Source organism: Baaleninema sp. (assembly GCF_049974805.1).
GTDB lineage: Bacteria > Cyanobacteriota > Cyanobacteriia > Cyanobacteriales > Geitlerinemataceae > Baaleninema.
Genome location: NZ_JBNGCO010000011.1, coordinates 46,279 through 71,529, shown reverse-complemented (window position 1 = coordinate 71,529; position 25,251 = coordinate 46,279). Strand labels below are relative to the sequence as shown.

The 25,251-nt window shown below is 54.1% G+C and carries 23 protein-coding genes; 14 read left to right on the top strand and 9 right to left on the bottom strand.

Annotation, left to right across the window (positions count from 1 at the left end):
* Positions 1–225: 225 nt before the first annotated feature.
* Positions 226–630: an NIL domain-containing protein gene (locus tag ACP5D4_RS04185; RefSeq protein ID WP_428010370.1), complete on the bottom strand. Its 405-nt coding sequence runs from the start codon at positions 628–630 to the stop codon at positions 226–228.
* A gap of 213 nt (positions 631–843) precedes the next feature.
* On the opposite strand from ACP5D4_RS04185, the gene ACP5D4_RS04180 reads away from it, so the two are divergent.
* The 3 genes from ACP5D4_RS04180 to egtD all read left to right on the top strand — a co-directional run bounded on the left by ACP5D4_RS04180 (position 844) and on the right by egtD (position 2,960).
* Positions 844–1,404 (top strand): thioredoxin family protein, encoded by a 561-nt coding sequence (locus ACP5D4_RS04180; RefSeq protein ID WP_428010369.1) that lies wholly within the window; start codon positions 844–846, stop codon positions 1,402–1,404.
* Between the two features lie 65 nt (positions 1,405–1,469).
* A complete protein-coding gene (locus ACP5D4_RS04175) occupies positions 1,470–1,754 on the top strand; it encodes a hypothetical protein (RefSeq protein WP_428010368.1) in 285 nt (94 codons plus the stop codon).
* 129 nt (positions 1,755–1,883) lie between these two features.
* Entirely contained in the window at positions 1,884–2,960 is a 1,077-nt protein-coding gene (egtD, locus tag ACP5D4_RS04170) for an L-histidine N(alpha)-methyltransferase (RefSeq protein WP_428010367.1), read from the top strand.
* A gap of 368 nt (positions 2,961–3,328) precedes the next feature.
* Here the strand turns inward: egtD and guaA are convergent, their stop codons facing one another.
* From guaA to ACP5D4_RS04145, 5 genes are all read right to left on the bottom strand, one after another.
* Entirely contained in the window at positions 3,329–4,945 is a 1,617-nt protein-coding gene (gene guaA, locus ACP5D4_RS04165; protein ID WP_428010366.1) for a glutamine-hydrolyzing GMP synthase, read from the bottom strand.
* Positions 4,946–5,352: 407 nt separating this feature from the next.
* Positions 5,353–6,396, bottom strand: coding sequence for a permease (locus tag ACP5D4_RS04160; RefSeq protein ID WP_428010365.1), 1,044 nt, complete (start codon positions 6,394–6,396; stop codon positions 5,353–5,355).
* Between the two features lie 69 nt (positions 6,397–6,465).
* Complete coding sequence (locus tag ACP5D4_RS04155) at positions 6,466–6,675, bottom strand: hypothetical protein (RefSeq protein WP_428010364.1); 210 nt, start codon at positions 6,673–6,675, stop codon at positions 6,466–6,468.
* Between the two features lie 90 nt (positions 6,676–6,765).
* The gene (locus ACP5D4_RS04150) at positions 6,766–8,397 is read right to left on the bottom strand and encodes a sensor histidine kinase (protein ID WP_428010363.1); all 1,632 of its coding nucleotides are present in this window, start codon (positions 8,395–8,397) and stop codon (positions 6,766–6,768) included.
* 527 nt (positions 8,398–8,924) lie between these two features.
* Positions 8,925–9,908, bottom strand: coding sequence for an RNA polymerase sigma factor, RpoD/SigA family (locus ACP5D4_RS04145; RefSeq protein WP_428010371.1), 984 nt, complete (start codon positions 9,906–9,908; stop codon positions 8,925–8,927).
* Between the two features lie 688 nt (positions 9,909–10,596).
* Between ACP5D4_RS04145 and apcA the strand changes: the two genes are divergently transcribed.
* The 7 genes from apcA (at position 10,597) to proC (ending at position 15,585) form a co-directional block, all read left to right on the top strand.
* The gene (apcA, locus tag ACP5D4_RS04140; protein WP_428010362.1) at positions 10,597–11,082 is read left to right on the top strand and encodes an allophycocyanin subunit alpha; all 486 of its coding nucleotides are present in this window, start codon (positions 10,597–10,599) and stop codon (positions 11,080–11,082) included.
* A gap of 95 nt (positions 11,083–11,177) precedes the next feature.
* Complete coding sequence (gene apcB / locus ACP5D4_RS04135; RefSeq protein ID WP_428010361.1) at positions 11,178–11,663, top strand: allophycocyanin subunit beta; 486 nt, start codon at positions 11,178–11,180, stop codon at positions 11,661–11,663.
* Positions 11,664–11,985: 322 nt separating this feature from the next.
* A complete protein-coding gene (locus ACP5D4_RS04130; RefSeq protein WP_026097321.1) occupies positions 11,986–12,189 on the top strand; it encodes a phycobilisome linker polypeptide in 204 nt (67 codons plus the stop codon).
* A gap of 734 nt (positions 12,190–12,923) precedes the next feature.
* Positions 12,924–13,193 carry a transcriptional coactivator PipX gene (pipX, locus tag ACP5D4_RS04125; RefSeq protein WP_428010360.1) on the top strand — a complete coding sequence of 90 codons (270 nt, stop codon included), beginning with the start codon at positions 12,924–12,926 and terminating at the stop codon, positions 13,191–13,193.
* A 47-nt stretch (positions 13,194–13,240) separates the two neighbouring features.
* Positions 13,241–13,918: a YggS family pyridoxal phosphate-dependent enzyme gene (locus ACP5D4_RS04120; protein ID WP_428010359.1), complete on the top strand. Its 678-nt coding sequence runs from the start codon at positions 13,241–13,243 to the stop codon at positions 13,916–13,918.
* 169 nt (positions 13,919–14,087) lie between these two features.
* A complete protein-coding gene (locus ACP5D4_RS04115) occupies positions 14,088–14,735 on the top strand; it encodes a cell division protein SepF (protein WP_428010358.1) in 648 nt (215 codons plus the stop codon).
* 43 nt (positions 14,736–14,778) lie between these two features.
* Positions 14,779–15,585, top strand: a complete 807-nt coding sequence (gene proC, locus ACP5D4_RS04110; protein WP_428010357.1) for a pyrroline-5-carboxylate reductase — start codon at positions 14,779–14,781, stop codon at positions 15,583–15,585.
* A gap of 9 nt (positions 15,586–15,594) precedes the next feature.
* Here the strand turns inward: proC and mnmA are convergent, their stop codons facing one another.
* Entirely contained in the window at positions 15,595–16,656 is a 1,062-nt protein-coding gene (mnmA, locus tag ACP5D4_RS04105; protein ID WP_428010356.1) for a tRNA 2-thiouridine(34) synthase MnmA, read from the bottom strand.
* A gap of 62 nt (positions 16,657–16,718) precedes the next feature.
* Between mnmA and ACP5D4_RS04100 the strand changes: the two genes are divergently transcribed.
* Both ACP5D4_RS04100 and ACP5D4_RS04095 read left to right on the top strand, forming a co-directional pair.
* Positions 16,719–17,441: a hypothetical protein gene (locus tag ACP5D4_RS04100; RefSeq protein WP_428010355.1), complete on the top strand. Its 723-nt coding sequence runs from the start codon at positions 16,719–16,721 to the stop codon at positions 17,439–17,441.
* A gap of 346 nt (positions 17,442–17,787) precedes the next feature.
* Entirely contained in the window at positions 17,788–18,516 is a 729-nt protein-coding gene (locus ACP5D4_RS04095) for a DUF928 domain-containing protein (RefSeq protein WP_428010354.1), read from the top strand.
* A 130-nt stretch (positions 18,517–18,646) separates the two neighbouring features.
* Here the strand turns inward: ACP5D4_RS04095 and ACP5D4_RS04090 are convergent, their stop codons facing one another.
* On the bottom strand, positions 18,647–19,963 hold the full coding sequence (locus ACP5D4_RS04090; protein ID WP_428010353.1) for a four-carbon acid sugar kinase family protein: 1,317 nt from the start codon (positions 19,961–19,963) through the stop codon (positions 18,647–18,649).
* Between the two features lie 68 nt (positions 19,964–20,031).
* Positions 20,032–20,703, bottom strand: a complete 672-nt coding sequence (locus ACP5D4_RS04085) for a hypothetical protein (protein WP_428010352.1) — start codon at positions 20,701–20,703, stop codon at positions 20,032–20,034.
* Between the two features lie 321 nt (positions 20,704–21,024).
* Here ACP5D4_RS04085 and ACP5D4_RS04080 point away from each other — a divergent pair, with 321 nt between their 5' ends.
* Positions 21,025–21,402: a hypothetical protein gene (locus tag ACP5D4_RS04080; RefSeq protein ID WP_428010351.1), complete on the top strand. Its 378-nt coding sequence runs from the start codon at positions 21,025–21,027 to the stop codon at positions 21,400–21,402.
* Positions 21,403–21,654: 252 nt separating this feature from the next.
* Complete coding sequence (locus ACP5D4_RS04075) at positions 21,655–25,245, top strand: AAA-like domain-containing protein (RefSeq protein WP_428010350.1); 3,591 nt, start codon at positions 21,655–21,657, stop codon at positions 25,243–25,245.
* Positions 25,246–25,251 lie beyond the last annotated feature (6 nt).

Here is a 25,251-nt window from a genome sequence, read left to right as displayed (position 1 = left end):
CATGGGTAATTTTCGAGGAGATTATATCTCCCACTTTACACGACCAGTGCCGAGAGTTAAAGGATAGTGGGTTCGAGTCAGCGAGTTGGCTTGGCGGAGATTTAAAGGTGGATCGACGAACCCGGAATCCCCCTGCCTTCAGGCGGGGGAGAACGTCAATTAACCAATCGGGTGTAAATCGTGAGACGAACAAATTGTCACGTACCGACCCTGTAAGCCGCCAACTTACAAGTTCGTAGAGATGGCTTGGACGGGACAGGTGGGGATACACTGTTCGCAGACGATACAGCGCGATCGCGCAAACTGAAGCCGGAAGGTTTCGGGATCGAGCGTTAAAGCTTGCGTCGGACAAACGCCCGTACACAAACCGCAATCGACACAGCGATTTTCGTCGATTTCGATCGAACCGCTGGCGATGGAGACGTTAATTTCTTGAGAGCGCATCCATTCAAGAGCTTCGTGAATTTCGTCGATGTCGCCCAACAGTTCTAACACCAGCGTTCCCATTTGGTTGGGGGCGACTTGGGCGCGGATAATATTGGCCGCTACGTTAAAATCTTTCGCCAGTCGGTAGGTGACGGGCATTTGTACGGAATGGCGGGGGAAACTGAGAGTGACGCGCTTTTTCACGGTGATTCCAAAGGGGCGGACGGCGGAGTTCGGAGTTAACTTGAGTTTTGAATTCGACTTGCCAACGGGACTTTTAAAAGAACAGCTTTCGATACAATTTTAAAATTGTTTAAAATTAATGGGTTTGAGATCGAGGGGTCTCAGGGTTCGAGAACTTTTGCGATCGTTCCCGCACGAACCGATTTAACAGAGTACTGATGTTTCCCGTTGATTATGTCTGAATCTAATTTAGCAACTCGCGTCCGCAATTTTATCGTCGCCATCGTGGGTATCGTCCTCAGCGTCTTAATCGTCTTGGGACTTCGCACCCAAAGCAGTACGGCGACTCTGGCAACCCTGGCGGAAACCACCACGCCTTACGAGGTGGCGCTCTCCAACGGTCAGCCCACGCTGTTAGAATTTTACGCCGACTGGTGTACGAGCTGTCAGGCAATGGCACCGGATATCGGAGCGTTGAAAGACGAATATCGCGATCGCGTCAATTTCGTGATGCTCAACGTCGATAATACGAAATGGTTGCCGGAGATGGCCGAGTACGAGGTCGATGGAATTCCCCATTTCGTCTTTCTCGATCGAAGCGGTACTGCCATCGCCCAAGCCATCGGCGAACAACCTCGCAGTATCATGGCACAAAACCTCGACGCCCTGATTCTCGATCGAACCGTACCGTTTGCCAAATCGATCGGCAAAACCTCAGAATTTCAGCCCTTCGTGAAATCGAACGCCGACGATCCTCGCAGCCACGGTTCTCAGGTTCAGTCCAGCGTCCAGTGAAAACTCTCGTGACGCGAGGCGTCGAGGCGTTCTGACGATTCGAGACGATCGAGGCAAAGAGTTCGATGTTTTCTCAAACCTACTATGCCATCCGCTCTCGCAAAGACGGATCTTATCTTTCAGCCCGTCCCGACCCCGAAGGAAGCGATCGCTTTATGTTGATGTTTTCCGAACACTTCGACGCCCTCAGCTACATCAACAAATACGCTGCCGAGTACAAAGACCAACTCGCCGTGGAGTCGATTTCCCCAACTCAGTTAAAAGGGGTTCTCCAGCGTTGGGGTTATGCAGGACTCGCCGTCGTGCGCGATCCGTTGCTGCCGCGAGTGGAGTTTTTGCGGCAAACTTAGCCTTCGAGGTGAATCGAGGAATTTTCTGCCGGAGAAACCCGGTCTGAGGATGCGAAAATGTCAGGAAACTTGGAATTTTGTCGCGGTCTCGCGACCGTTCCAGGGTCAACGTAGAGTGATACAGGTTGCATGCAAGCTTCTAACTCCCAAGCCCCGAATCTTCCCGGTGTCGCATCCCAGACGACTGCGATGCGATCGCGCCTGCAAATCGATCGTTTACTCGAGGGAAAAGTTGCCTCTGACGACATCTCCTCCAACGTCGATCCTCAACCCGGTGCGGACGTGGTGCGCGGACTGACGCAAACCCCAAAAACCCTTCCGCCCAAATATTTTTACGACGATCGCGGTTCGGAATTGTTCGAGCAAATTTGCCAACTTCCCGAGTACTACCCCACCCGCACGGAGGCGGCGATTTTGGGGCGTTACGCCGACGACATCGCCCACCTGACGGGGCCCGCCGATATCGTGGAACTCGGCAGTGGCAGTTCGACCAAAACCCGCCGTTTGTTAGATGCCTACAGGCAGTTACACCGCTCTTCTAACGGACATCTAGCCTACTTACCCATCGATGTCAGTGGCGGCATCCTCCAACAAAGCGCCTGCGCCCTTTTAGAAGACTATCCGACGCTCTCGGTGCGTGGCTTGGTGGGAACTTACGAACAGGCGCTCGATCGCCTGCCGCCGACGGCCTTCCCCACCCGCACGATTCTGTTTTTGGGCAGTACCATCGGTAACTTAGCCCCCCACGAATGCGATGAATTTCTCGATCGCGTTTCTCGGGCGTTAAATCCCGGCGAATATTTCCTGTTGGGGGTCGATTTACGCAAGCCCAAATCCATTCTCGAAGCGGCTTACAACGACAGCCAAAATATAACGGCACAGTTCAATCTGAATATGTTAAGCCACCTCAACCATCGCTTCGCGGGCAATTTCAACCCAGAACAGTTCAAGCACTGGGCGTTTTTTAACGAAAAAGAATCGCGAATTGAAATGCATTTACGCAGTCAAAAAGCACAATTTGCAACCTTAAAAAAACTCGATTTAACGGTTGAATTTTCCCCGGAAGAAACCATTCTCACGGAAATTTCTCGCAAATTCGATCTCGATTCCATCCGAGGGGAGTTAAACCGCAAAGGCTTATCTTCCGTTCGCCATTGGACGGACGAAAACCGCTGGTTTGGCGTCATTCTCTCGCAAAAACAATAACGCGATTTTTTAAAATTCAGCCTTAAAAATCGCCAGTTATCCAACAGAAACCCGGACTCTTTATCTTTTTGTTTTTGAAGAGTCCGGGTTTCTCCTGTTTTAAAAAAAGAGAAAAAGAAACTCGAGAAAACGCTTTTGCAGGCAACGGAAAGAAGGAGAAAAGCCGATTTCTCTCGGCTTCTCCCCTATCAATTATCAAATATCAAGTTGGGTGCATCTCAAAAATGTAAATTTATCAGATCGGAGTCTCTACACTGAATTGAGCTGTTGTTGGGTTTCGCTATCGCTCCACCCAACCTACCGCAAACTCATATTTTTACAAAAGTGAGATGCACCCTATCAAGTTCCTCTTACCGCTTCCCTGAAAACTACTCCCATTCGATCGTTCCGGGGGGTTTGGAAGTCACGTCGTAAACCACGCGGTTGACGCCGGGAACCTCATTGACAATGCGGTTAGAAATCAGCTCGAGGAAATCGTAATCCACGCGAGACCAATCCGCCGTCATACCGTCTTCGCTAGACACGAACCGCAACACGATAGGATACGCATAAGTCCGTTTGTCGCCCATGACGCCGACGCTGCGAATCGGCAACAACACCGCAAAGGCTTGCCAGAAATCGTGATACACCCCGTGACGGTTGATTTCCTGACGAACGATGTAGTCCGCATCCCGTAAAATCTTCAACCGTTCGGAAGTAACTTCGCCCAAAATACGAATGGCCAAACCGGGTCCTGGGAAAGGATGTCGCTGTACGATTTCTTCCGGTAAGCCGATCGAGCGACCTACTTTCCGCACTTCGTCTTTAAACAGCTTCCGCAGGGGTTCAACGAGCTTGAACTGTAAATCTTTCGGCAAACCGCCGACGTTGTGGTGGCTTTTAATCTTCACCGCCACCCGTTCCCCAGTTTTGGGATCGATATTAGAATCAGCCGACTCGATCACGTCCGGATATAAAGTCCCTTGCGCCAAATAATCGAACGGTCCGAGGCGTCGAGATTCTTCCTCGAACACGCGGATGAATTCGTGACCGATGCGGCGGCGTTTTTCTTCCGGGTCGGTGACGCCTTCGAGTTTCGCCAAAAACCGTTCCCGAGCGTTCACGTAAGCGACGGGGATGTGAAACTGCTCTTGGAACAACTTCACCAACCGTTCGGGTTCGTACTTGCGCATGAACCCCTGATCGATAAACATACAGGTAAGCTGGTCGCCGATGGCGCGGTGCAGCAAAAACGCCAAGGTCGAGGAATCTACCCCGCCAGACAGCGCCAGCAACACTCGCTTGTCGCCCACTTTGCCGCGAATTTCCCGAACGGCTTCTTCGACGAAGGCTTCCGTCGTCCAAGTCGGCTCGCAGTTGCAGATGTGGTACACGAAGTTGCGAATTAACGCCTGACCGCCCACGGAATGAACGACTTCCGGGTGGAACTGCACGCCGTAAAGCTGTTTGTCGTGATTCGCGATCGCCGCGTTGGGGGTATTGTCCGTGTGGGCTAAAATTTCAAAGCCGTCGGGGAGATGGGTGACGGAATCCCCGTGACTCATCCACATGGTGGAACCGTCTTCGACGTTCGTCAGCAAATCGGTGGGATCGTCGATGTGCAGGGAGGCTTTACCGTATTCAGCGAGATCGGCCCGTTCGACTCCGCCGCCGAGTTGTTTGACCATCAGTTGCATGCCGTAGCAAACGCCCAATACCGGAATACCAAGATCCCAGATTTCGCGATCGCATTCGGGGGCGAAATTGTCGTAAACGGAATTGGGTCCCCCCGAGAGGATAATGCCTTTGGGATTCAGTCGCCGTAAATCGTCGGCGCTGGTGCGATAGGACAACACTTCCGAGTACACCTGCGTTTCGCGGATGCGACGGGCGATCAGTTCGGAATATTGAGACCCGAAATCGAGGATGACCACGATTTGTTGTTGTAAATCTCGGGTCGAAGTGTTGAGTTCGCTAGGTTGATGAATCTGGGTTGGAGCAGTCATGAGCTACTGTGGTTGATGTAGAGGATCGATCGCGTTGTATATTGCCGTGGTTCGTTCGTCGAGTGTTTTATACGAGTGAGTTCGGGCGAGCCTTTTGGTTGGGCTATCTCGCCGCTGGAAAACGGGGCTTGGCGAACGCGAACGATGGGGTTTGGAGATCTCGAAAGCGTTGCGATGCCCGTTCGCGTCAGCGGTGCGGAGCACTTTCGCCAAAGTCGATCGACAAGCGGACGACCCCCTACTTTATCGGGGTCGATCGAGATAAAGGTTATAACTTCCTAGTGTAAATCGAATTCGCCTCAACGACCAAATCCTTCGATCGATCTCCCCCTTCAAAACCCTCTGAAAAAGCCGCGATTTCTCCCCTGCCGGACTTCTCGCGAAAAACCGTTGCGAGAGGTTCCCCTTCAACTGACGTACAAGGCCAGAACTAAGGTGAAGAAAAATGTCAGTTGCGCAGCCAGAGCAAACAAATAAAATACCGCACGGGGGCGAAACACCGACAGCATCAAACCGATGCTTTTTAAGTCGATAACCGGTCCGAAAACCAGAAATGCCAACAAGGCACTACTGGTAAAGGTGGAGGCAAAAGACAGGGCAAAAAAGGCGTCGACGGTCGAACAAATCGACACCACCAACGCCAACAGCATCATGGCGAGAATGGGCGTTACGGTACCCTGTCCCAAGCTCACGATAACATCTCGAGGAACGGCAGTTTGAACGACGGCGACGATGGCGCTTCCGAGAACTAACACCCCCCCGAGTTCTCGCAGTTCTCGAATGGTATTGTCGAGAAACAGCACCAACCGCGAGGCTGAGGGACGACCGACGAGCAGTCCGGTGTTAGGATTGGCGGCTAACAAGGCAGCTTCGTCGAGAGCGACGGGTCGATCGATCCCCAGTTCGCCGCCGCCGAGGAAATAAGACCCTTTTTGCAACAAGGCCGGTCGCTCGTCGCGGTCTTCTTCTGTCGCCGCAGGTAACACTTTATCCGGAAGGCTGCGGGCAAGAACCGGATGCAGCAGCGGCCGTAAGTCTTTCTGGACGCTGAAGGCGACGCCGACGATGGTGGCCACGGCCAGGGACAACACCACCCGCAACAGGACGATTTCCGGTTGGTCGCGAAAGGCCACCCAAGTGGACCAAATGACGATGGGATTGATGGTCGGGGCGGCCAGGAGAAAGGCCACGGCTACGGCGGGAGGAACCCCCTGCGCCAACAACCGACGCGCTACGGGAACGTTCCCGCACTCGCACACGGGAAACAAAAATCCGATACTGCTGCCGACGATCGCCCCGGCTAGGGGATTTTTGGGCATCACGGCCACCAGTTTGCGCTCGTTGACGAACAGCAGCAAGGCGCTCGAGAGCAACACCCCCAGCAACAGAAACGGCAGGGCCTCGACCAGCAGGCTGAGAAAAACGGTTACGGCAGGATTGAGCTGCTCCATCAGATTAGAAAATGCAGAGTAGAACTTGGGAACCTTAATGGTTCTACTCTACTCTGCTCGGCGGGGAAGTCAGAAGGTGGCCGATTTCGCTTTCGAGGCACCGCGATCGCCGTTCGGGTTCGTTCTCCCAAATACAGACCATACCCGGGTGGTCAGGGCGATCGCGGAAGAGAGCGCAGGTTTTTTGAGAAGGGGATAACAGGTCTCTACCCCTTGGCAGAAGTCAGCAGGAGCTTGGGGTTGGGGGAGTTCGAGGCGGCGGCGAATTGAAGCTCTCATGGGTTTAACGGTACTCAGATAATAAATTGACTCGAAGTTGAGTCCGTCAGAGACGACGGGAGTGTTGGGGCAACTCCTGCAGCAATTTAGTTACAGCCGACTGGCGGAGACGGCTGTGGGGGGACGCTCGGGGCAAGGTTGTTTGACTGGGAGAACGATCGAAAATTCGGTACCGCCTCCGGGTGGCGAACTGGCCTGGAGACGACCGTGATGTTTGCGGACGATTTCGTAGGCGATGGACAATCCGAGGCCGGTTCCACGACCGACGGGTTTGGTCGTAAAGAACGGCTCGAAGATTCGATCGCGAACCTCTTCGGGAATGCCGTTTCCCGAATCGACGATTCGCACCCGTACTTCTTGGGACGGGAGGGATTCGCTGTAGATGTGGATGCGCTTGAGGCGGTCGTCCTCGAGGCTGTCTACGGCATCGATGGCGTTTTCGATGAGGTTGGCGAACACTTGACCGATTTCGACGGGGTAGCCTTCAATAGGGGGTAAGTTGTCGTAATCTTTCCTCACCTCGATGCGATCTTGAAGGCGACTGTTGAGAATCAGCAGCGTGCTTTCGAGACTTTCCTGTAGGTCGAAGGTTTTGAGACCGGCGCGATCGAGCTTCGAGAAGATTTTGAGGGAGAGTACGATTTCCCGAATGCGTTCGGTTCCGGCTTTCATCGACGCCAGACATTTGGGCAGGTCTTCTTCGAGAAAGTCCAGTTCGATGTCTTCGAGATAGGGTTGGATTTCGCGGGAAGTCTGAGGACAACGCGATCGATACAGCTGTACCAACTCGAGGAGGTCGTTGACGTAACTGTTTACGTGGTCGAGGTTTCCGTGGATGAAACTGACCGGGTTGTTGATTTCGTGGGCGACTCCGGCTATGGTACGACCGAGACCGGAGAGTTTTTCGGTCTGAACCAGGGTCGCTTGCACCTGTTTGAGGGTTTCGGCTTGTTGTTTGTACCGTTGTTCGGACTCTTGTAAATCCCGGTGTTGTCGATCGAGTATGCTATCAGCCCGTTTGACGAGCCAGAACAACAGTCCGTACAACAGGGCTAAGATGGCGACGACGCTGCCTCCGATCGTCCATTGCACGCGCTCGATGCGTCGGTACAGGGGCGTTACGTCGCTGTACAGCTCGAACACCCCGAGGATTTCTCCCGTGCCGTTTTTGTGGCGCAGGGGAACGTAACTTGAAATGAGGTTGCGGCGATCGCTTTGAGTTGAGGTCTCAGAGGTGACGCTACGATGTTTCAATTGCGTGACCAGTTCCCCGGATTTCGCTTGCAGGAAGCCGCGATAGTGGCTGTTTTCGGTTCCGATTTGTCCGGGGTCGGTGGAAAAAACCGTCGTCCCCTCGAGGTCGAACAGTTTGACTTTGACTACGGACAAGCCGTCGGTTTGTTGTTGGAGTTTGCGGTTGAGCTGCACGATCGATCGCTCCCGCGAGGCTGATGGGGCGCTGGGATGGCTGGCGTCCGGTTCGACGAGGGGTTGCAAGTCTTCCCACAGAGACCTCGACAGGACGGTGGTTAAGGTCAGGTGTTGCTGTTGCCCCATCTCTAGCAGCAGCGCGATCGATTTGTTTCGATAGAGGGAAATTAATGCCACCGTGACGCTGACGAACGCCGCTAAGCTGGCGATCGAGAAATAGGGTAAGAGTTGAAACCGATTGGGTTTCCGAAGGTTGGCTATGTTGGCTACGGTACAGACGAGTCGCTTCATTAATCGGTGAAACTCGGTGAAACTCGGTGAAACTCGGTGAAGAAAACGTCGTTTTGAGAGATAAATATTGTTGGCTGTTCGTTAGGGTGAAGGAGATTGAAGGTTGCGACATCGCCAGAGATGGCTGAGGTCGATTTGGGGCTAAAAGGGGTTGAAAACCAGTTATTTTAACTGAGTTTAGGGGTTTGATGCCAAAGCCTTGGTGTATTTCTTAGGTTTTGGTTGGATTGTAATTTGATTGTAATAATCGGTCAGTCTATCCCCTGCGATCGCGATCGCACCCCCTCAAAAAGATGACATTTCGTCAGATCTTTTGGGCGAGGTGTCAAGTCATCTCTGAGATATTTCGAGAGATCTGGGGGGCGATCGCGCCGTTTCCTGCGACCCGATCGAGTCAATTTTGACCGATCGACCTCCCCATACAAAAATCGGGACGCTTTTGGCGTCCCGAAAAGAATTCAGGTTCCTGTGGGATGTCGCTGCGGTGGAATCTCGGTGCGGGGCGATCGCCACCTTCTTCGATAGTTCTAGCTGGCCAAATATTCCCGAACGGCGGCGCGGCGACGGCGTAACTGGTTCAGGGCTTGATGTTCGAGCTGGCGCACTCGCTCGCGGCTGAGGTTGAGTCGCGCTCCCACTTTGGCTAAGGACAGTTCTTTCCCGTCGATTAAGCCGAACCGCAACACGATGACGTCGCGTTGTTGGGGGGTCAGTTCTGCCAACATACATTCGAGGTCTTGGCGCAACAGTTCTTGCGTCGCGTACTGTTCCGGAGAGGCGGTTTCGTCTTCGAGCAGTTCTTGCAGTTCGGTATCGTGGTTGTCGCCCACTCGCAAGTCTAAAGAAATGGGTTGGCGAGACATACTGAGGTAGTCCCGTACTTGGGACGGCTCGAGATCGAGTTGGCGGCCGATTTCGCCGACGGTGGGACTGCGACCGAATTTTTGCGTCAGTTCCCGTTGGGCTTTTTTGATTTTGTTGAGTTTTTCGGTGATGTGAATCGGCAGGCGAATGGTTCGCGCTTGCTGGGCGATGGCGCGGGTGATGGCTTGGCGAATCCACCAGTAAGCGTAGGTGGAAAATTTATAGCCTCGGGTGGGGTCGAATTTTTCGACGCCCCGCTCGAGTCCCAAGGTGCCTTCTTGGATGAGGTCGAGAAATTCGAGGTTGCGTTTTTGGTATTTTTTGGCGATGGCAACCACCAAACGCAGGTTGGCTTCGATCATTTGGCGTTTGGCTCGCTGACCGCGCTTCAGGACTTGGGCGAGTTCTGACGGGTCGAGTTCGACACCTTCGGCCCACTCTTGTTGGGTTGGTTCCCGTTGCAGGCTCGCCGTCAGCTCGGTTTTGACTTCGAGCGCCTTCATCATGGCTTGGACTTGTTTGCCTAAGACGATTTCTTGTTCGTGGGTCAGCAGGGGAACGCGACCGATTTCGTACAGGTACGTCCGCACGGTATCAGCGTTGAGAGTGGGTTTGGCAGTTTTCATTTCGGTGTTGGCTGTGGGCATACGATCGTGAACGTCAGAACGGAAGAGTTTACGAGGCTGGGGCGGAGGGACGACCATACCGCCGATCGACCTGTGGCTTCGTTACCAACGCCACTTCGCTCGAGATCGCGATCGACGGATCGGTTGGGGGGATCGTGACGGCTTTGAGGGGTCGGACAATTCCTTTTGGGGGGAGTAATACAAACTCGTTATGACTTCGCTCTACTAGTATGGTAATCGGGGGGTTCGGACATCGTAAAGGTCGGAATTCCCCACTCCTAAAGGTTCAGTCCAGGTCTAGAGTTAGTATTCCCTCGCGAGCCGAGCTAACCGTCACGGATCGGACAGATTTAACTACAGTGTCCGAAACGAGATTTCCAGAAAGGCGCGATCGCGATCGCCACAGGAATCGCACCTGAGAAAATCCTCGTATTTTTTCAAGACGTTGAGACCTGCAGATGAGTTTCCGAAAGTCGAAGATTGCCAGGGCCGCGATCGAGACAGAGGTCGATTCGCTCAAAAGCGGTTTTTGCGCTCGATCGAGCGCCGCTGTCAGTCCCTCGAATTTCTGAGAAAAATATTACAAACTATTAAGCGCCGACTGGGATCGTTAACCTTATGCTGCACAATAGCCATGATTGCAAAAAGGGGTTTTCCCCAAACGTCAATACGCGCTGTAACATTTTCCTTTTTGGAGGAATCGCACATCATGAGTATCGTCACGAAGTCGATCGTGAACGCAGATGCTGAGGCTCGTTACCTCAGCCCGGGCGAACTGGATCGGATCAAAAGCTTCGTTTCTTCCGGCGAAGCTCGCCTTCGGATCGCGCAAGTCCTGACGGATTCTCGCGAGCGTATCGTCAAGGACGCAGGGAACCAACTGTTCCAAAAACGTCCCGACGTCGTGTCTCCTGGTGGAAACGCTTTCGGCGAAGAAATGACCGCCACCTGCCTGCGTGACATGGACTACTACCTGCGCCTGATCACCTACGGAGTGGTTTCGGGCGACATCACCCCCATCGAAGAAATCGGCATCGTTGGCGTGCGCGAAATGTACCGTTCCTTGGGAACGCCCATCGAAGCAGTCGCTGAGAGCGTGCGTTGCATGAAGAACGTCGCCACCTCTCTGATGTCCGCTGAAGACGCAGCAGAAGCGGCTTCCTACTTCGATTACGTCATCGGTGCGATGCAGTAGGACGTTGTTGCCGTTTCAGGCACGACGCGACTCCTCCTCGCTCAGCTTTCACAACCGATCGTTTCTAAATCTATAGATAGAAGAACGTAAGAATCATGCAAGACGCAATCACCGCTGTTATCAACTCCTCCGACGTGCAGGGCAAATACCTCGACGGCTCTGCCATGGACAAGCTGAAAGGCTACTTCCAAACTGGCGAACTGCGGGTTCGTGCCGCCGCGACCATCGGCGCCAACGCTGCCACGATCGTTAAAGAAGCCGTGGCCAAATCCCTGCTGTACTCCGATGTCACCCGTCCCGGTGGCAACATGTACACCACCCGCCGCTATGCTGCTTGCATCCGCGACTTGGATTATTACCTGCGCTATGCCACCTACGCGATGCTGGCTGGCGACCCCTCCATCCTCGACGAGCGCGTCCTCAACGGCTTGAAAGAAACCTACAACTCCTTGGGCGTACCCATCGGTTCGACGGTTCAAGCTATCCAAGCGATGAAAGAAGTGACCGCTAGCTTGGTCGGTCAAGCCGCTGGTAAAGAAATGGGCGTGTACTTCGATTACATCTGCTCTGGCTTGAGCTAAGCTTTCACGTCGGTTTTCGGCGATCGGTTTTTCTCAGAGAGACAACCCGAAGCGCCAGAAAATCGGGTTTGGGACGTCCGGGGTGAGTGCGAGCGGTCAAACGACTCGGTCTCAGATCGGTTCGGAGTAACACTGTCGTATTGACTCTGGACTCCCAGACTTTTCGGTTTCAGAATCGGCCCGTTTAAAAAAAATCGCGGGAAATCCCCGTTTTCAGCCCTTTGGAACGAAGCGGGGGTCGACATAAGACTTAAAGCTTTTCTACGCAACCTGCTAAAACCGCATTTCCTCGTTTCGCATTCACGACAGGAGACTTTCACCCATGCGTATGTTCCGGGTCACCGCCTGCGTTCCCAGCCAAACGCGCATCCGCACCCAGAGAGAATTACAAAACACCTACTTCACCAAACTCGTACCTTACGATAACTGGTTCCGCGAGCAACAACGGATTATGAAGATGGGTGGCAAAATCGTTAAAGTCGAACTGGCTACGGGCAAGCCGGGAACGAACACCGGGCTAAAGTAGAGTCCGTCTGGCGATTCTGCTATCGAATCGTCTCGAGAGGTCGTCGCGACCTCTCTATTTTTTTGTCTGAAATTCGAGCCGACACACAAGGTCGAGACCGAGCCGTCCTGAGGCGGTCTCGACGGGGGAGCCATCGAACCCCAATAGCAGCGACGCCAAACCCCCCACCGCTTCCGAGGTGGGGGTTAAGGAGCGGCAAGTGGTAAAATGACTCCGTCTCCCCATTGCGGAAACGACTTGGGGGAAAGGACGGGCGAAAGTTCCCGTGGTTCGGTGAGAATACCACCTGTGGCAAGGGTTAACACCTTGTCAACAGACCGCCTCACTTCCCGTCAGCCAGTGATGGAGCATTCAAAAGGAGTCCAAGACCTGATATGTTAGAGGTCTTGGCAATCCACGACCGAACGGCGTCAACTCAGCCGGCCTGTGACGGTCGTCGCTCGAGACGCTCCACTACAGCAAAGCCGCCGCCGTTCCCGCAAGTGAAACCCGACTCCCTCGCCTCGATGGAAAGCGAGCGTTCTGTTCCAACAACCCCTGGCAGCGAAGTTGCAGATGTGGTAAAGGGTTGGGAATAGAGGTTTCTCAACAGCAAGGTCGCCGGGAGTCCATCGAGATATCACCCTCGAAAGCACTCCGAGTCACGCTTGGCGAACGAATTGAGGCGGTTTGTAATTCCGATTCTTCCGTGAAAGCGCTGCGAACAGCAATTAGTACGGTAGCCCGAAAGCTGAATGAACACCGAAACCTACATCAATCATCCGACCTTTGGCTTGCTCTTTCGCGTGTGTCCGATGGGCGAAGACAAAGAACTCTATACAACACTTTACGCTCAACGGTTGTTTTTCGTGGTCACGAGCGACGACGAGGGGTTGAGTTTCGAACCGCTGACGCGAGGAGACGCACGCACGGTTCTCGAAAACCGCCTGCGCCAACTGCGACGCATGAGATTACAAAAACCCTACGAACAACTGCAAGCCATTCGCAAACAGTTATTTCAATAGACCCGTCCGCGTTGTCTGGAAAGTTCAAAGAATAGGGGAGTTCGATCGTGCCAGACTTGAAGTCGATCGCCGCCAATCTAGCCGAAATTCGCCAATCGCTACCGGAATCCGTGCGACTGGTGGCCGTGACCAAAACCTTACCTGCCGAAGCCATCCGAGAAGCTTACGCCGCCGGGGTGCGGGATTTCGGCGAAAGTCGCATTCAAGAAGCGATCGCCAAACAAGACCAGTTAAGCGATCTCGATGATATTACCTGGCACTTTATCGGACACCTGCAAACCAACAAAACCAAACAGGCGATCGAACATATGGACTGGATTCACTCGGTCGATCGCTTCAAACTGGTCAGAGAGATCGATCGCCTGGTGCGTCGGGGAAGTCCTTCTCCCAAACTCTGCTTGCAAGTCAAGCTCCGCCAAGACCCCAACAAATCCGGCTGGAGCGTCGAAGAACTCCTGCAAGACTTGCCGAAAATCGAAGCCTGCGACCGCCTAAACCTCCAGGGATTGATGACGATTCCCCCCATGGGACTCGACGCCGCCGCTACCGCCGCCGTCTTCAACGACTTGCGCCAACTGCGCGATCGCCTCAACCAGCGTCCCGAGGTTTCGCCACACTTCAAAGAACTGTCCATGGGAATGTCCGCCGACTATCCCATCGCCGTCGAATGCGGTGCAACAATGGTTCGCTTGGGGCGCGTAATTTTTGGCGAACGACGCCCGTAATTCCTTTCGCGACAATGCTAGTATGAATGCACTCAACCAGTCGATATCGGATAGGTTGCCTCGTCGCCACCTGCCGATACAATGAGGTCGAACCGTCCGAGTTTCGGCGAGGAACGGATAAGCCGCCTGCTGAGTTTGAGTTTAAATTGGGTTTCCCACAAAAGCCGCTATGAGTAATATTTTTTCCAAACTACGGGATTTCGTAAGTTGGAGCGAACCCGTCGATTACGAATACGAATACGACGAGATGGAGGGGGGCAACTACCAAAACCTCTATCCCGCCGAAACGGCCGCTCCGTCTCCGACCGATTCGAGTGTCGATCGCACTCACTTACGCGATCGCTCCGTTCCCAGCAGCTCCGCTGCATCCTTCAGTTCTACCCCCACCGAACCGGGGGCCAGTGTGAATTCAACTTTAAACAACGTGATTGGATTACCCGGCGCTACAAACGGCATTTCCGAAGTCGTGGTCATGGAACCCCGTTCCTTTGAAGAAATGCCCCAAGCGATTCAAGCTCTCCGAGAACGCAAATCCGTCGTTCTCAACCTGACCGTGATGGACCCCGACCAAGCTCAACGGGCGGTAGATTTCATCGCTGGAGGCACTTTCGCCCTCGACGGCCATCAAGAACGCATTGGCGAAAGCATTTTCCTGTTTACGCCCAGTTGCGTGCAAGTCAGCACCCAATCCGGCGTGGTTCGCGATGTGATGCAGCCGCACCTCCGCGCCCCCCGTCAAACGCCCCCCGCACCGGGAACGGGAACTGCCGCCGCGCCGAGTTGGCCGACGGATTTGGGCCGCATGGCACAGTCCTAGACTGCAACTCTACCGTTCTGCGTAACGTTATTTCCAAGAAACCTTGTCCGAGTCACTAGGAATTATCGGAGGGGGAGCGATGGCCGAAGCCATCCTCTCGCGCCTCCTGACCCAACAGGTGTATCACCCGTCTGAGGTTTGGGTCGGCGAACCCAAGCCTCAGCGTCGCCGCGATCTGGCCGAAACCTACGGTGTCCGCACCAGCGACGACAACCGCCAGGTCGCCGAGAACGCCGACGTTCTCTTACTCGCTATCAAACCTCAAGTATTCGAGGCCGTCGCCGCCGACCTCCGAGCAGCCGAAACCGCTGCATCTACTCTCGTGCTGTCGATTTTGGCCGGCGTACCGTTACAAAAACTCGAAGCCGCCTTTCCCCAACATCCTGTAGTGCGCGTGATGCCCAACACCCCGGCTTTGGTGGGGGCGGGAACCAGCGCCTTGGCGGCGGGTCGTTTCGCGACGGATGAAACCTTGGAAACCGCCAAACGCATTCTCGGCGCGGTGGGATCGGTGGTAGAAGTCTCCGAATCCCTGATGGATGCCGTAACGGGACTGTCTGGGTCGGGGCCGGGATACGTCGCCCTCGTGGTGGAAGCCCTGGCCGATGGCGGTGTGGCGGCCGGACTTCCCCGCGACGCGGCCACTCAATTGGCGATCGAGACGGTGCGCGGTACCGCCCAGCTTTTGAGCGAAACCGGACTGCACCCCGCCCAACTGAAAGACCGCGTGACCAGTCCCGGCGGCACGACCATTACCGGAATTGCCGAACTGGAAGCCAAAGGCTTGCGATCGGCGTTGATTTCGGCGGTTCGCGCGGCGGCCGAGCGATCGCGCCAACTCGGGAGTTAAGTTCGAGCGTCAGTCTTTCGCTTCCGGTTCGATGAGGCCGCCCCCTAAGAGGATGTCGCCGTCGTACCACACCGCCGCCTGTCCTGGCGTAATGCCGAACTGGGGTTCGTCGAAGACCACTTTCGCCCGGCCGCCGTCGAGGGGAACGATACTCGCTTCGACGGGACGGGTGCGGTAGCGGACTTGTACTTGAGCGCGAATTGGTGCGTTGGGGGGCGCGATCGATACCCAGTTCACCCGTTGTACCGTACAGTCGGGGCTGTGAACGCTGGCGCGATCGCCGACCACCACTTGATTGCGTCCGGCGTCGATGGACACCACGTAAAGCGGGTGTGCGGCGGCGATACCCAACCCTTTACGCTGGCCGATGGTGTAGTTGTGGATGCCCTTGTGTTGTCCGAGAACGCGGCCGTCCACGTGGACGATATCCCCGGGTTTCGGTGCTAAGTATTTTTCTAGGAACGTCTTCATCGACCCGTGAGATTCCACTAAACAGAGGTCTTGACTTTCCGGTTTCTCTGCTGTTTGTAAGTTAAATTCGGTGGCGACCCGGCGCGTTTCGCTTTTCGGATAACGGCCGAGGGGAAACAGACAATGGGCTAGAACCTCTTGTTCGAGATCGTAGAGAAAATAGGTTTGGTCTTTACGGCGATCGACCGCCCGTCGTAACTGATAGCGACCCGTGGTCTCGTCGAATTCCACCTGGGCGTAATGACCCGTGGCAATATAATCGATACCGAGTTCCGTTTGGGCGTAGCGCAACATGGGGCCGAACTTCACGGCTTTGTTGCACTGCGAACAGGGGAGCGGCGTCACCCCCGAACCGTATCCCGAGACTAAATAATCGACGATGTATTTCTCGAAAACGTCTCGACTATCGACAATATAATGGGGTACGCTGAGCTGTTCGCAGATGCCCGCTGCATCCACCATCCCTTCCGAGCAGCATTGACCCTTACCCTTCATCAACCAAAGGGTCAATCCCACCACATCGTATCCTTCGTGGTGCAAAATGGCGGCAGATGTCGAGCTATCGACCCCACCGGACAGACCGACAACGACTTTCTTCATGACTCTCAAATGTCGAGACGCTTGCGACTAAAACAACATGACCCGTTCTTATATGCTAAACGATGACTCTCGAAACTACAGGGGTCTCGATCGAACGGTTTGCCAACCCCAGCCTATCGTCTAACTACAATCGGAGTACCATGCTATCTCAGATCGCCCGTACCGTCGCCTCTCTGTTCGGCTCGATCGCCGCTATGGCGAGCGCCGCGCCTCTGTTCGCTCAAACCATCGACGTACCACCGCCGATTGATGTACCGCCGCCGCCTCCCCCTCAGTCGAATTTCGGCTATCCTGAGAGCGATACGGTTCCCACCGAACAGTATCTCGTGTACGTTCTCAGTGGCGACGATAGCGTGTTGAGACGGGTTCGAGCCATCGACGCTAACGCCGCCTACGGACTGTTTCAGGGACAGCAAATTATCCAAGCGGGGCTGTTTCCCTCTCGCACCGCTGCTGAAGAACGCGCTCGTCTTCTGGCGGGTCAAGGGATCAGTTCTGCGATCGCCCTCGTCGTCGTTCAAAGTCCGAGGGGATCGTCTTCCGATACGGCTTCTGAGGACGCCCCTTATTACGTGGTCGTTCCTGGCGATCGCGACGACCTCAGCCAGTCTGTCAACAGTGTTCGAGCTGTGGTCAGTCCCAACGTTCCCGTTGTCTTGCGCGATCGACCCCTCGGACCTCACATTGCTATCGGCCCGTTTTCCGATCGAGATGATGCTGAAGACCTCTCGAGAGAACTCCGCCGCCGAGGACTGCGGAACGCCCGCGTTTATTACGATCGATGATGTTGTTTTGACGAGTCGATCGCACCTTGGCGGTATCTCAAGATTGCTTCGTCTCAGCATTGACACCCGATTTTTCAAGTTTCGCACCCTACGGATACCTTCTTTGGAAAACAAGTGTTGATTAAAAAATCAACTAGTTTCGCATATTTCCATTATATTAAAATACATTTATGATATCGCAAACAACCCTCTTGAGTCAACCCTCAAAAATCGCCGTTGATTTTTTAGTCAACATCTTAAATAAAATAGAAAATATAGATAAATTGTAACTGCCGATCTTTGTCGGGAACCGATCGATCGAGCCAGTAGATCGTATAACCAATAGAAGTTCTACGAGTTGGGTATTATGTTTCGATCGTTTCGTTTTCTCATTTTAGCGGGAATGGCGCTCTCGACCCTGCTGTTGACGGGGTTGTTATCGATCGAGCCAGCGCGATCGATCGATTTTACACCGCCCGATCGCGGCGCACCGGAACGAGTTGACGCGGGAGGAACCCGCTACGCCGAGTTTGAAATTCCTGGAGAACGTCACACTCCAGTTGTCGTCAACGGCGAACCCCTCGAATGTCCGCTAACGGCGATCGTTCCGCAGCAAAACTACGGTTTGACGCTGCGGGAATATCCCACGATTTACGTCCACGTTCCCGATTTACCGGGGGCTAACCTGCGCTTTACCTTGCGCGACGACAAGGACGAAGTTCTCTATCAAAGCCGTTTTCGTCTCGGACACCGTCACGGAACCTTTGGGATTTCCTTACCCGAACGCGCCAATTTCGATCCCTTAGAACTGTATCGTTCCTATCGGTGGACGGTGGAGTTAGTCGAGGGTGACGAAAGCGTATCTGGTGCGATCGTGCGCGTGTCGCCAACGGAGGAATTTCAAAACCAGATCGATCGCGCCACTCCCGAAGAACAGCTACAACTGTACGCCGACACGGGAATTTGGTACGACGCCATCGACAGCCTCGCCGCCTTACATCGCAACCATCCCGAAGATTCCCAATGGATGGAGGCTTGGCGAGAAATTACTGAATCCGTCGAATTAATGAAAGTCGGAAACAAACCGTTACTTTGAGGTGAGGGGATGAAGGGATGATGGGATGATGAGGTGAATTTCTCCGTAGCGACGTTGCATCAACGCCGCTACGGGATGTCACTTCAATCGCGCGATCGACGAACAATTCTCAATTAACAATTATCAATTATCAATTGACAAATCGTTGGTACACTGTGACCAAACCCTCTGCATCGCCGACGTTACCGGGAAACAGAACCACGGGGAGATTGGGGAACTGCGGGTGCGTTTCGGGAGTGCGAACCACAGAACATCCGGCGAGGATTTGTCCCAGCAACCGCGCCGTTTGTAAGGCCAATCCCGTACTCAAAACGTCGTTGGAGGTAATCCCCCCTTTACTGATTAAGAAACCGATATCCTTCGGTAAACCGCGTACCACGTCCATCAACAGGGAGGAAACGCCGATTCCAAAGCGCAGTCGCGTCGGCGTGTCGGGGAACTGCAATTCTTCGCGACTGGTGTAGATGGCGGGGGTTTTTCCGGAATTCCAAATGTCGTGAGTTTTGGCCAACACCGACTCTAACAAGGCGTTGCGTTGTTCCTGAGAATCTTGGAGGAGGTGCGTCACGTCCACTTCAACCCCTTCAATTCCCGGTTCTTGTAGCAACCGTTCCAGTTGTTGGGTACTTTTTTTAACGTGAGATCCCACCAACACCGCACCGGGTTTTCCGCCTCGGACGTATTGCGCCATATCTTCAGCGGCGATGGGTTGTTTTCCTAAATTAGCGAGGGAAGTGAGTAAACTCGCCGCACTGCGGAAGAGGAAGCGTTTCCCGTGGCTGGCGGCTTCGCGAACGTCGGCGGCGAAGCGATCGAGATCGGCTTGGGTTTCCGCATCTACGACGCCGCAGCGGTTGTTGGTCAGATGTTGCAGACGATCGAGACAACCCGATCGCAGGTCGTCGAGAAGGAACCGTTCCACCTGGTCAGTTTTAATGCGTCCCTGGGTTTTTTCTTCCACGTAATCGGGAAGATAGCTGTGATGGTAGCCGAATACCGAGTCTTTGGCGAATTCCGTTTCGTGAACCGGAGTTTCGACGCCATCGACGAGGAGATAGTGAACGCTGTCGCGGGTGAAGCGTCCTCCTTCAAAAAAGGCGGGGGTGAGGAAGTGAGCGTCGAAGGAACCGAGTTCTTCAGCGATCGCGTCGGTTTCGATGGGATAATGTCCCCGCAACGTCGAATCCGATCGACTCACCACGAGAAAATCGTCGATTCCCGTTTCATCGATCGCCTGTTTGAGATTTTGGCAGACTTCCCGCGTAATTTGGGCGGCGTCTTCGGGGGTACGGGCGCGAGTGTTGGTAAGAACGAAGAAAATCGGCGCGTCGTCTTGGAGTCCGATTTTGAGGGTATCGACATCCCATTTCGTCAGTAACAAGCAGCTATGGACGGTTTGGGAACCGGTGGGATCGTCATCGAGAACAATGATTTTCGGCTGACTCATATTAATAAGGATTGCGATCGTTGTCTCCAACTCCCATCATCCCATCATCCCCTCACCCCATCACCCCATCATCCCATCACCTCATCATCCTGTTGCAATTTCTCCATTTCCTCGCGGATACCGATCCCGATTTGTAGGGTGTCGTAGAGGAAGCGGGCGTATTCTCCCGCTTGGTGGTTGGTTTGAATGGCTTTGAGGGCGGTTAGGTTGTTGATGAAGAGTTCGGGGCGGTTCGCCAGGAAATCGCGGTTTTCGCGGAGGATGCGCTCGGTTTTGAGGGCGCGACAGATATCGTCGCGGGTGAGTTTTAAGGCGCGGAGGAGGGCTTGGCGTTCTGGGTTATCTTGGGGCGGTGCGTCGGAGAGACGATCGCTGATATCGATGGCTTTGAGGGTGGCGTGGTAGCGATCGACATCTTCGAGGAGTGCCACGAGGGTCTCGGGAGTGGTAGACTGTCGCCACAGCCAGCGTCCTCCCACGATGAGGAAGGGCATGACCAGCAAACAGGCGATCGCTGCGGTGAGGGAGTCCCCCAGGGCGGGACGGATGAGGAACAGATAGACGAATCCCACCAGCAACGGGGTGAGGGCGAGTCCGGTGAGGAGTTCTTGCAGGAAAAATTGGAGTCTCGTGTGGCGATTCTGAAACAGGCTCGCTTGAAAGACTTCTGAGGGATCGATACCGCTTAAACGTTTGAGTTCTCCATAACTGAGTTCCAAGCCTTCTAAGTCTGACTGCACGGCGGTTTGGTCTCTCCTGGGGCGGTACTGTGGATTTTCTTCATTTTAGCCGCCGCCGTTTCCGCAGGATTTCTCGGTCGATGTCGGCTGTTTTTTACAAAATTTAATAAATTGTATTAATTCTTAATTTAAAATCTACCGGGGTAGCTGTCGATGGAATCCGGTTGAAAACCGCAATCTTTGGTAAACGAGGCGGTTTGGTCAATTGTGACCCGAGGGGGCGATCGATAACGCGATCGCATTTATGAGTTTACAAAGCGCAATCTTTGTTATTATTTATATAACGTAATAAAAACACACAAAGCTGGGTAGGGTACGCAAATGACTGGATTCATTCGCGGGCTGTTTGGTCGCAAAAAGGAACAGCCCGAACAACAAACAGTAAAATCGGAAGGCTCCTCTCAAGCCTATTTCCTGAACCAGGACGACGCGAAAACCTTGGGAGACATCGACTATATGCGGAAATCGCGGCAAATTCGCCGCACCTTCCCCAAAGTTGAAGGAGCCCCTAGCGAGCGCGTCCGTCAAGTGTCGGCGATGGAAGAGCGGGATTACACGAGCGAACCCCAATCCTCCACGGGAACGAGTCAAACGAGTTCCACCTCGAGCAGTTCCTCAGATTTCCAACGGCGCACCGCCAACACCGACACGAACATGGATATGTTCCGGAACATGGCGAAAAATATCAAAGGCCGCTAAAACGGCTTTTGGCGCGATAGCTGGACTGCGATTCTTGTAGCTGCAACACAGTTATCAATACGGTTATCTCAAAAATAGCAGGGGTGGTAGGTTTGTTTTTGGCTAAAAAAAACAAACCTGCCGCTTTTTGGTGTCGGAAAACGGTAACGTTGAGGGGAGAAAACAGACGACGATAGAAAAGAGAATCTCTGTCGGTTGTTTCGATCGCCAAAGAAAAAAAGAAAAAGCATTCCCACGCCACCCCAGTTCAGAATGTCTTGGAGTTCCGATCCCTACCAAGTTGGTGGAAGTCTCGTCGCCAACGCCCCCTGTTACGTCGAGCGTCAAGCGGACAGCCAACTCTACAACGCCCTAAAAAACGGCGAATTTTGCTACGTTCTCAACAGCCGTCAAATGGGCAAATCCTCCCTACTCGTGCGGACGCGCCACCGCCTAGAACAACAAGGATGTCGCTGCGTCACCGTCGATTTAACGCGACTGGGGAGCCATAGCGTGACGCCGCTGCAATGGTACAAAGGCTTCGTCACCGAACTTTGGCGCGGCTTGGGACTCATCGGCAAATTCAACCTCAAAGCCTGGTGGCGGGAGGTAGAAGATTTACCCTTACCGCAACGGTTGAGTCGGTTTTTCGAGCATTTATTGCATTTACCCGAAATAGACGATCGACTGTTTATCTTTATCGACGAAATCGACAGCGTATTGAGTGTACCCTTTTCCGCCGACGACTTCTTCGCCGTAATTCGCCACTGCTACAACCAACGCACCGTCGATCCCGCTTACAAACGCCTCGCCTTCGCCATTTTCGGCGTCGCCACCCCCTCCGATCTCATCGGCGATCGCAGCCGAACCCCCTTCAACATCGGCACCGCCATCGACCTAGCGGGGTTCCGACGCGAAGACTTAGCGCCTCTGCAAGCCGGATTGAAGCTGCGACAGGGGAACGAAACCGCCGTATTGCAGGAAATTTTTAACTGGACCAAGGGACAACCCTTTTTAACCCAAAAACTCTGTCGCCTAGTACAAGAAGAATCTTGTAACCGGGAAACCGGAGACTGTGAAATTCCCCCAGCAGAAGAGGCGGCGTGGGTGGCGGCGGTAGTGCGAGAGCGGATTTTGACCCATTGGGAAAGCCAAGACGAACCCGAACACCTGCGAACCATTCGCGATCGACTGCTCTACGACAAACAGCGAGCCGGACGAGTCATCGGCTTATATCAACGGCTGTTGCAGGGACAAGCGGTGGGACGGGACGAGAGCCGCGAATGCGTGGATTTGTTGCTCTCGGGAGTGGCGATCGACTCAACGGGTCAGTTGGCGGTAAAAAACCCCATTTACCGAGCTGTCTTCAACCTAGACTGGACGACGCAGCAACTGCGACAACTGCGGCCCTATTCCGAAGCCTTAGAAGCGTGGTTGGACTCAGGAAAAACCGACGAATCGCGCCTGTTGCGGGGACGAGCCTTGCAGGACGCGCGGAGTTGGGCGAAAGAGAAAAGCCTCAGCGATGTAGACTATCAATTTCTCGCCGCCAGTGCCGATCTCGATCGCCGAGAGATGCAACAGCGACTCGAAGCCGAACGCAGTTGCGCCATCGAAGAAAAACTCGAAGCCCAACAACTCAACGCCCAACGACAGAAATGGTTTATTGGAGGATTGAGCAGTGCCTTGGCGGTGACAGTGGCGTTAGGAAGCATTTCCCTGTGGCAGTTTTCCAAAGCTGTGGAAAGCGAACGCCAGGCCAGACTCCGAGAAGTCCGGGCCTTGGTGGCCTCCTCAGACGGTCAGTTCGCGTCCTATCAGCGTCTCGATGCCATGTTAACTGCCATCAAAGCGCGTCGTCAGTTCGCCTGTACCCAAAGGCGTAAGATAAACCTCTGTCCCGACCATCTAAAATCCGAGATCGATCGCGTTTTGCGACAGGCCATGTTCGGCACCCAAGAAATCAACCGCCTCGAAGGTCATCGCGGTTGGGTGTTGGGCATTAGCGTCAGTCCAGACGGTCAGCTAATCGCCACCGGGAGCAACGATCGAACCGTCAAACTCTGGAAACCGGACGGAACCCTACTGCAAAAGTTGCCCCACAGCGATACCGTCTACAGCCTCGATTTCAGCGGAGACGGACAAACCCTCGTCACCGCTAGTTTAGACGGCACAATTTACCTCTGGAACCGTGACGGCATCTTGTTAAATCAGTTTCAAGGACAGGAGGGAGCGATTTGGGAGGTGGCCTTCAGTGGTAATGGAAGCCAAATTCTCGGGGGAGGTTCGGACGGCACCGTACACCTGTGGAATCGCGACGGCGATGAGGTAGTAACCCTGAACGAGTTTGCCGTTGCAGTACGAGGAGTTGCCTTCGACCCAAAGGGTCGGTTTTTTGCGGCCGGTAGCATGGATGGAGCGATTGCCATTTGGACGCCAGAGGGCCGATTAGAGCGGAAATTTGCGGCACATGACAGTTCGATTTGGAACCTGAAGATCGCACCGTTAACCATCAACGGAAATCGCGAAACCGTCGTCATCACTGCGGGTGCTGATGGAACTGTCAAACTGTTTCGCCCTGACGGAACGCTGCTGAATATCCTTACAGGTCATACGGCGGAAGTATTTGAAATTTCCGTAAAGACTGCCGACAATACGATCGCTTCTAGTAGCGGCGATCGAACCGTTCGGGTGTGGCAACCAGACGGAACGCTATTACAGGTTTTGCGAGGACATCGATCGGCAATTCGCGGTGTCGCCTTCGTTCCCCACACTGGGCAGATCGTCTCGGTCAGCGACGACAATACCACTCGCCTCTGGGAACTCGAGAATCCTTTCGTGAAAGTTCTTCAAGCACATCAAAGCACCGTTTGGGATGTAGATTTCAGCGATGACGGTCAGCAGTTTTTGAGTGTTGGGGAGCATACAAAGGTGTGGTCGCCATCGGGACAGTTGCAGATGTCCGTCTCTGAAACATCGATCGTGATGGGCGCGACCTTTGTTAACCTGCTGCCCACCTCTGGCGAACCGCCTTCGGAAACTGACCGAAGACCGATCTTGGTTTCGGGGGGAAACGGCGGACAGATAACGTTGTGGAACGAAGACGGAACCGTTCGCCGTCGCTTCACCGATCGATCGCCCCTGGTCTGGGATGCGACCTTGAGTCCCGACGCTGGAATTTTAGCGTCGGCGGGCGAGGATACAACAGTCAAACTCTGGAGCCTCGACGGGAGGTTACAGCACACCCTGCGAGGTCATCGATCGCGGGTGTACGACGTTGATTTCAGCCCCGACGGAAGCTATCTCGGGTCTACCAGCGAAGACGGCTATTTAAACTTATGGACGCTCGAGGGGCAGTTGTTCTCTTCGATTCCCAGTCACCAAAACGGCGTTTGGGAACTGGATTTCAGTCCCGACGGTGGAACCATCGCCACCGCCAGTTTGGACGATACCATCAAGTTTTGGACGCCGGAGGGGGAACTGCTGCAAACCCTCGTCGGTCGTAGCGGCGGCATGACCTCAGTAGATTTCAGTCCTGACGGTCGGTTTGTCGTCGGCGGCGGCGCTTTCGGTTACGTGCAACTCTGGCACCGGGACGGCAGGCCGTTGATGACCTTGGGCGGCCACGAGAGCGTTGTTTGGGACGTGAGCTTTAGTCCTGACAGTAAACTTATCCTGTCCGGCAGCGACGATCGCACCGTGAGACTGTGGAATTGGGAACGCATTCTACAAACCGATCCGTTGGTCTACGGCTGCAATTGGATAGGGGATTATTTAGCCACGAATCCCCATCTCAGCGACGAAGAGCGTCAGTTGTGCGATGGCATCGAACCGGATTCGCCAGCAGCGACGCCGGAACCCTAAATCCCT